Annotated in this window: 4 protein-coding genes; 3 read left to right on the top strand and 1 reads right to left on the bottom strand. The window is 55.4% G+C overall.

Features of this window, described 5'->3' with window-relative positions; translation table 11 throughout:
* The first annotated feature begins 128 nt into the window (after window positions 1–128).
* Complete coding sequence (locus V4U84_RS26655) at window positions 129–1,697, top strand: IS1182 family transposase (RefSeq protein ID WP_334077428.1); 1,569 nt, start codon at window positions 129–131, stop codon at window positions 1,695–1,697.
* A 129-nt stretch (window positions 1,698–1,826) separates the two neighbouring features.
* Here V4U84_RS26655 and acnA read toward each other — a convergent pair whose 3' ends face one another.
* Window positions 1,827–4,544: an aconitate hydratase AcnA gene (gene acnA / locus V4U84_RS26650; RefSeq protein ID WP_334076110.1), complete on the bottom strand. Its 2,718-nt coding sequence runs from the start codon at window positions 4,542–4,544 to the stop codon at window positions 1,827–1,829.
* Window positions 4,545–4,807: 263 nt separating this feature from the next.
* Here acnA and V4U84_RS26645 point away from each other — a divergent pair, with 263 nt between their 5' ends.
* The gene (locus tag V4U84_RS26645) at window positions 4,808–5,812 is read left to right on the top strand and encodes an amidase domain-containing protein (protein WP_334076109.1); all 1,005 of its coding nucleotides are present in this window, start codon (window positions 4,808–4,810) and stop codon (window positions 5,810–5,812) included.
* Between the two features lie 56 nt (window positions 5,813–5,868).
* Window positions 5,869–6,966: a D-alanine--D-alanine ligase gene (locus V4U84_RS26640; protein ID WP_334078240.1), complete on the top strand. Its 1,098-nt coding sequence runs from the start codon at window positions 5,869–5,871 to the stop codon at window positions 6,964–6,966.
* Window positions 6,967–7,012 lie beyond the last annotated feature (46 nt).

The raw sequence follows: 7,012 nt of genomic DNA, 5'->3' as shown, positions 1-7,012 counted from the left end.
AAGAGGCTGTCCCAAAAGTCATCATAGATGACTGAGGGGCAACCTCTTTTAGTTTGTCAAACAAAAAGAAACCACTCTTTGGTAAAATGGAAGTACCACCAACCATTACCCAAAAGGAGAGGTTTCTTTTGTACATTCAATATACCATGGATCAACTCTGTTTACCAATGGATTTAGAAGAGGATATCCCCGAAAATCATCTCGTTCGCGTGGTTAACGCCGCCGTAAATCGTCTCGACGACGCTATCTTCGACCCGTCTTACCCTGGAGGCGGACGAGACAGCTACCATCCTAAAATGCTCACCAAAGTTATCATTTACGCCTACACACAGCGCATCTATTCCTCTCGCCAGATCGCCAAAGCTGTCCGCGAAAACATCATGTTTATGTGGATCGCGGGTCGTCAGCGCCCAGACTTCCGTACCATCAACCGATTTCGATCAGAACGAATGAAAAGCACACTGGAGACTGTGTTTACTGCCGTTCTTCAGTTTCTGGCAGAGGAGAACTACATACAGTTGGAGCATTATTTTGTAGACGGCACTAAGATTGAAGCGAATGCCAACCGATATACGTTTGTTTGGGGGAAGGCTATGGTGAAGCATAAAGCCAAGCTTCAGGAGAAAGTCCAGACCCTATTTGAAGCCATTGAGGAAGCGGAGAAGCAAGAAGAAGGAATTCACGAAGGTCGGGATCTTCTCGAGCTGGGTGAGTCCTCTACTATGACCAGTGAGAAGCTGGAGCAAGCAGTCAAGCAATTGGAAGAGCGCCTGCGGGAGAAACCGAAAGACAAGCCGCTCAAGAAGGCGGTGCGCACCCTCCGTAAGGACTTGCTTCCGCGTCTTCAAAAGTACGAAACACAACAAGCAATTTTAGGTACTAGAAACAGCTACAGCAAAACGGACCCTGACGCTACATTTATGCGAATGAAAGAAGACCACATGCGAAATGGTCAACTCAAGCCGGGATACAATGTGCAGATCGGCACCGAAAATCAATTTATTGTCGGTTACAGTTTACACCAGCGCCCGACCGATACGCGCTGCCTCATCCCGCATCTTGAAAAGTTAAAATCGCAGTTAGGAAAGCTCCCGGGCACCGTCATCGCCGATGCGGGCTATGGTGGTGAAGAGAATTATGACTACCTGGAGCAAAATGAAGTCGAAGCCATCGTCAAATACAGCACCTATCACCGCGAAAAGAGTAAGGCATGGCAAAAGGATATTAGTAAAATCGACAATTGGACCTATAACAGCGAACAAGATACATGGACATGCACGGCTGGGCAAACGCTCCATTTCCGGAGAGGGAGTAAGGAGAAAACAGAAAGTGGGTATGAAATCGAATACCGACATTACCGAAGCTCCGGCTGCGAGGGTTGTCCGTTAAAGCCGCAGTGTACACAAGCCCAGGGTGATCGTGAGATCAAAGTTAGTATGAAGTATTTGCGGTTAAAGAGCCAGGCAAGGCAAAAACTCCGCAGTGAAGAAGGTTATGCCTTGGCCGTAAGGCGCATGATCGAGCCGGAACCTGTGTTTGGCGATATGAAGAACAACCGAGGCTTTAAAAGGTTTCTGCTTCGAGGCTTACAAAAAGTAAGTCTGGAGGTCGGCTGGCTTTCCCTTGCCCACAATTTGCTTAAGAAAGCCGCCGTAGACTCCAAAAAAGAAGGAGCTAAGCGAAAACAGCCCGCTTAGCTCCTTCTTTTTTTACAAATATCATCCTATTTTGTTGGAGAGGGTGTTCCAAAGTTTACTTTTGGGACAGCCTCTTTCGGGTTGCAAAGAGAAGAGAATCCAGGAGCGGTGCGAACCTCGGTCCGCGGCTTAGTTATTTGCTTGAATCATCTGCCGCAATACGGTTTGCAGGATGCCGCCGTTATGGTAGTAGTCTACATCCACCATGCTGTCCAGCCGCGCGGTGACCGGGAATTCGAACTGCGTGCCGTCTTGGCGCGTAGCGATCACGGTGAGTTGCTGGCCCGGCTTCACTTCATTGCTGAGGCCGACGATATCGAACACTTCCGTTCCGTCGATGCCAAGCGTCTTCCAGCCGTGGCCTTCCTGGAACTGCAGCGGCAGCACGCCCATGCCGACCAGGTTGCTGCGGTGAATCCGCTCGAAGCTTTCGGCGATGACGGCTTTGACGCCGAGCAGGTAGGTGCCTTTGGCCGCCCAGTCGCGGGAACTGCCGGTGCCGTATTCTTTGCCGGCGATCACGACCAGGTTCTGCCCGTCCGCCTGATAGTTCATCGAAGCGTCATAGATGGACATGACGCTATCCGAAGGCAGATGCTTCGTCACGCCGCCTTCCGTTCCCGGAGCCACCTGGTTGCGGATCCGGATGTTCGCGAACGTGCCGCGCATCATGACTTCATGATTCCCCCGGCGGGAGCCGTAGGAGTTGAAGTCCTTGCGGGCGACACCGCGGTCGCTCAGGTAGATGCCGGCCGGGCTGGTCGGCGAGATGTTGCCTGCCGGCGAGATGTGGTCCGTCGTGACGGAATCGCCGAGCAGGGCAAGCACGCGCGCACTGCGGATATCGGCGATATCCTGCAGGCCGTCTCCGAGCTTCTCAAAGAATGGCGGATTCTGAATGTACGTTGATTTCCCGTCCCATTCGTACAGTTCGCCTTCCGGTACCGGAATGGCGTTCCAGCGCTCGTTCTGCGTAAATACGTTCTTGTATTTGGCGCGGAACATTTCCGGACTGACGGACAGGCCGATCGCTTCCTTGATTTCCGCGGAAGAAGGCCAGATGTCCTTCAGGTATACCGGCTGATCGTTCTGGTCATAGCCCAGCGGATCGTTCTGCAGGTCGATATTGACCGTACCGGCCAGGGCGTAGGCCACAACGAGCGGCGGCGAAGCGAGATAGTTCGCTTTGACCTGCGCATGAACGCGGCCTTCAAAGTTGCGGTTCCCGGACAGGACGGCCGCCACGGTCATATCGTTTTCGGCGATCGCCGCGCCGACTTCGTCCGGCAGTGGGCCGGAGTTACCGATACAGGTGGCGCAGCCGTAGCCGGCCACGTGGAACCCGAGCGCTTCCAGCGGCTCGATGAGCCCGGCCTTCGCCAGGTACTCGGTGACGACCAGGGAGCCTGGCGTCAAGCTGCTCTTGACGTAGCCCGGCTTCTTGAGGCCGCGTTCCACGGCTTTTTTCGCCAGCAGGCCGGCTCCCAGCATCACGCTCGGGTTCGAGGTGTTCGTGCAGCTCGTGATCGCCGCTATGACAACGGCCCCCGTCGACAGCACGCTGGTCTCGCCGCTCGGATGCTTGACGGGAACTTTCTGCGCGATTTTCTCGTCGCTCAATCCGTATCCGCCCTTGTCCACCGGCGTGCGAATGATGCTGTTGAAGCTGTCCTTCATCTCGGTCAGCTCGATCCGGTCCTGCGGCCGCTTCGGTCCGGCCAAGCTCGGTACGACGGAGGCCAGATCCAGCTCGATGAGGTCGGTGAATTCCGGATCCTCGGTTTCGCTCGTACGGAACATGCCTTGGGCTTTATAGTAAGCTTCAACCAGCGCGATTTGCTCTTCGGAGCGTCCCGTGCTGCGCAGGTAAGCCAGCGTCTCCTGATCGACAGGGAAATAACCGATCGTCGCGCCGTATTCCGGCGCCATGTTGGCTACCGTCGCACGGTCAGCCAGGCTGATGTTGGCCAGACCCGGTCCGTAGAACTCGACGAATTTGCCGACGACGCCCTTTTTACGCAGCATTTGCGTAACGGTAAGAGCGAGGTCGGTCGCCGTAGCGCCTTCCGTCAGGCTGCCGGTCAACTTGAAGCCGATGACTTCCGGCGTGACGAAATACAGCGGCTGCCCCAGCATGCCGGCTTCGGCTTCGATGCCCCCGACGCCCCAGCCAACGACGCCGAGGCCGTTGATCATGGTCGTGTGGGAGTCCGTTCCGACGAGAGAATCCGGGAAGACGACTGTTTCGCCGTCAACCGTTTTGGTCGCCGCCACGGAAGCGAGATACTCCAGGTTAACCTGGTGCACGATCCCGGTTGCCGGCGGCACGGCGCGGAAGTTGTTGAAGGCGGTTTGCGCCCAGCGCAAAAACCGGTAACGTTCCTCATTGCGTTCAAATTCGACGTTCATATTGTATTCCAGCGCTTCCGGCGTTCCGAAGGCATCGACCATAACCGAGTGGTCGATAACCAGGTCCACGGGAACGAGCGGGTTGATCTGCTTCGGATCCCCGCCGGCTTTCTTCACGGTATCGCGCATGGCGGCGAGATCGACAACGACCGGAACTCCGGTGAAGTCCTGCAGGACGATGCGGGCGGGAATGAAAGGAATTTCCTTGTTCTCATCCCTGCCCTCGCTCCAGCCGGCGATCTGCTTAACATGCTCTTCCGTGATGGCTCTTCCGTCAAACTGACGGACGGCTGCTTCGAGCAGCACTTTAATGGAAAACGGCAGTTTACTGATTTTCCCCAGTCCTTGCTGCTCCAGCGCTTGCAGGTCATAGTAACGGTAGCTCTTGCCACCGACCTCAAGCGTCCGGCTGCTGGAGAAAAAATCGTTCTTTGACATGGATGAACCTCCTTGTTTCACTAGATGAAACACTATTTCAAAAACCTCTTATATTAAGTATACTGTCCTCCCGGCGGTGAGTAAAGAACTTTTTGTTGCCATTCGAGCCGCTTGTTTGGCGTTGCGGCGCGCCTGAATAGGCTTTCAGCACATACTCGGCCCCGGGGGGTCATATACTTCTCGTAATGGGAATTCAAGGGTAACAGGATGAAGGACGAGGGAGTTTGTGCTTGAAAGCAATAGATCGAGGAGGAGACCGGACCATGGCGGAGGATTGGAAAAAAACGTTGTCCCTATATGTCAATCAGAGCAACCAGGATGTGGTGGATTACCGGGTGCGGGCGGACAACACCTTGATTACGGACCTGGATTATTTGCTTCGCCGCGGGGAGCAAAAGCGCAAGCTGGATGAATGGTACCGGGAGCGCGGAGCCGTCCCGCTCAGGTGCGAAACCCGGGCCAGGCTGCTTCGGGAAATCGAGCGGCGCGAGGGAGAGATGGAAGTGGAATTGCTCCTGGCCCGCAAAATGGATTACGAAAAAGGCGGGGCCCGCCACCAGGAGGAGCGGATTGTCAAGCAGCGCCTAACCCTACAGCGCGAAGGGGAAGGCTGGAGCATAACACGGGTCATTCAACCCGTGCCCGAACGGAGCGCACCAACGGTTCTTCCCGGCGAGGAGAACTCCCGTCAGCAGGGTGGCGCAGGCCGTTCGCCAAGACCGTTTTTAAACCGGGAAGTCCTTGGCGGCGGGGGGCTGCGAAGCAATCCTTACCGGCGTGAAGACGCGGTTTTGTATGCGGACCGGTGGTGGGACAGCTTTAACCCCGAATTTGCCGCATTCGAAGTGGATTGCACCAACTATATCTCCCAGTGCCTCTTTGCAGGCGGAGCCCCGATAAACTATACTGGAAAAAGAGAATCGGGCTGGTGGTACAAGGGATATCTTGGGGGCCGGGAAGCCTGGAGCTACAGTTGGTCAGTAGCGAATGCCCTGGAACGTTATTTGGCGAACAGCGACACCGGACTTCGTGCGGAGCTCGTAAGCAGGCCGGAGCAGCTTCAGCTTGGCGATGTGATCATCTACGATTGGGACGGCAACGGGGCTTATCAGCACAGCACCATCGTCACCGCCTTTGATGCGGGAGGAATGCCGCTGGTGAACGCCCATACCGTGCCGAGCAAGCACAGGTACTGGGATTACCGGGATTCCTACGCCTGGACCGAGAATACCGTTTATCGTTTTTTCCATATTGCCGACAGGTTCTGACCATACTAAGGGGTGAGGTAAACGACCCTTACCTAATATTCGAAAAGAGGTTGCACATGGGACAGGAAAAATTGACCGTAGGGCTGATTTACGGCGGAAAATCGGGAGAGCATGAGGTTTCGCTGCAAACGGCGTTTGCGGTTTCCAAAGCGTTTGATTACGCGAAATACGAATTGCTTCCTTTTTATATTACAAAGCGGGGCGAGTGGAGGGTCGGCGGTAAGCTGAACGCTCCTTTTACCGCGCTCGAAGAGTTGAAGCTTGAACAGGCTACCGGGGGTACGGCGGAAGCGATCAATTTATTGTTTAACGGTCTGGCCACGGGCAAGCCGGCGATCGACGTCGCTTTTCCGCTGCTGCACGGGACGAACGGGGAAGACGGTACGATTCAGGGGTTGTTCGAAATGGCGAACCTGCCGTATGTCGGCGCCGGCGTGCTGGCCTCGGCGGCGGGGATGGACAAAGTCATCATGAAGAAGCTGTTCGCCAAGGCGGGCCTGGAGCAGTGTAAGTACTGCTATTTTACCGCTTCCGAATGGGAGCGCAGCAGTCATGTCCTCCTGCAGGGCATGGAAGAGAAACTGGGATACCCGTGCTTCATCAAGCCGGCAAATCTCGGGTCCAGCGTAGGGATCTCCAAGGCAAGATCGCGGGAAGAGCTGATGGGGGCCATTGCGAACGCCTTCCGTTATGACGTGAAAGTGATCGTCGAAGAGTTCGTGGATGCCCGCGAGGTGGAGGTCGGCGTGCTCGGCAATGACGAGCCGCTCGCTTCCGTACCGGGCGAAATCGTCTCCTCGGGCGAATACTACGATTACCAGGCGAAGTATCTGGACGGCAAATCGCAGATGCTGATTCCCGCCCCATTGGATACGGAGATTGCGGAACTCGTCCGCGATCTCGCGGTCAAGGCGTTCAAGGCGATCGCCGGTAACGGGCTGTGCCGGGCGGATTTCTTCCTGAGAAAGTCCGACAATAAGCTTTTGATCAATGAAGTGAATACGATGCCCGGGTTTACCCCGTTCAGCATGTATCCGCTGCTTTGGCGCGAAACCGGCGTATCCTATGAAGCGCTGCTTGACCGCTTGATCGGGCTTGCGCTGGAGCGGTACGAATCGCGGCAAAGCCTCGACTTCGAGAACGGGGTCGTATAGGCGGAAGAAAAATCACCACGTCAGACTCCAAGACGAAAGGATGAAG

The organism is Paenibacillus sanfengchensis, from assembly GCF_036864765.1.
GTDB classification, from domain to species: Bacteria; Bacillota; Bacilli; order Paenibacillales; family Paenibacillaceae; genus Fontibacillus; species Fontibacillus sanfengchensis.
This window is presented reverse-complemented; position numbering and strand designations above follow the sequence as displayed.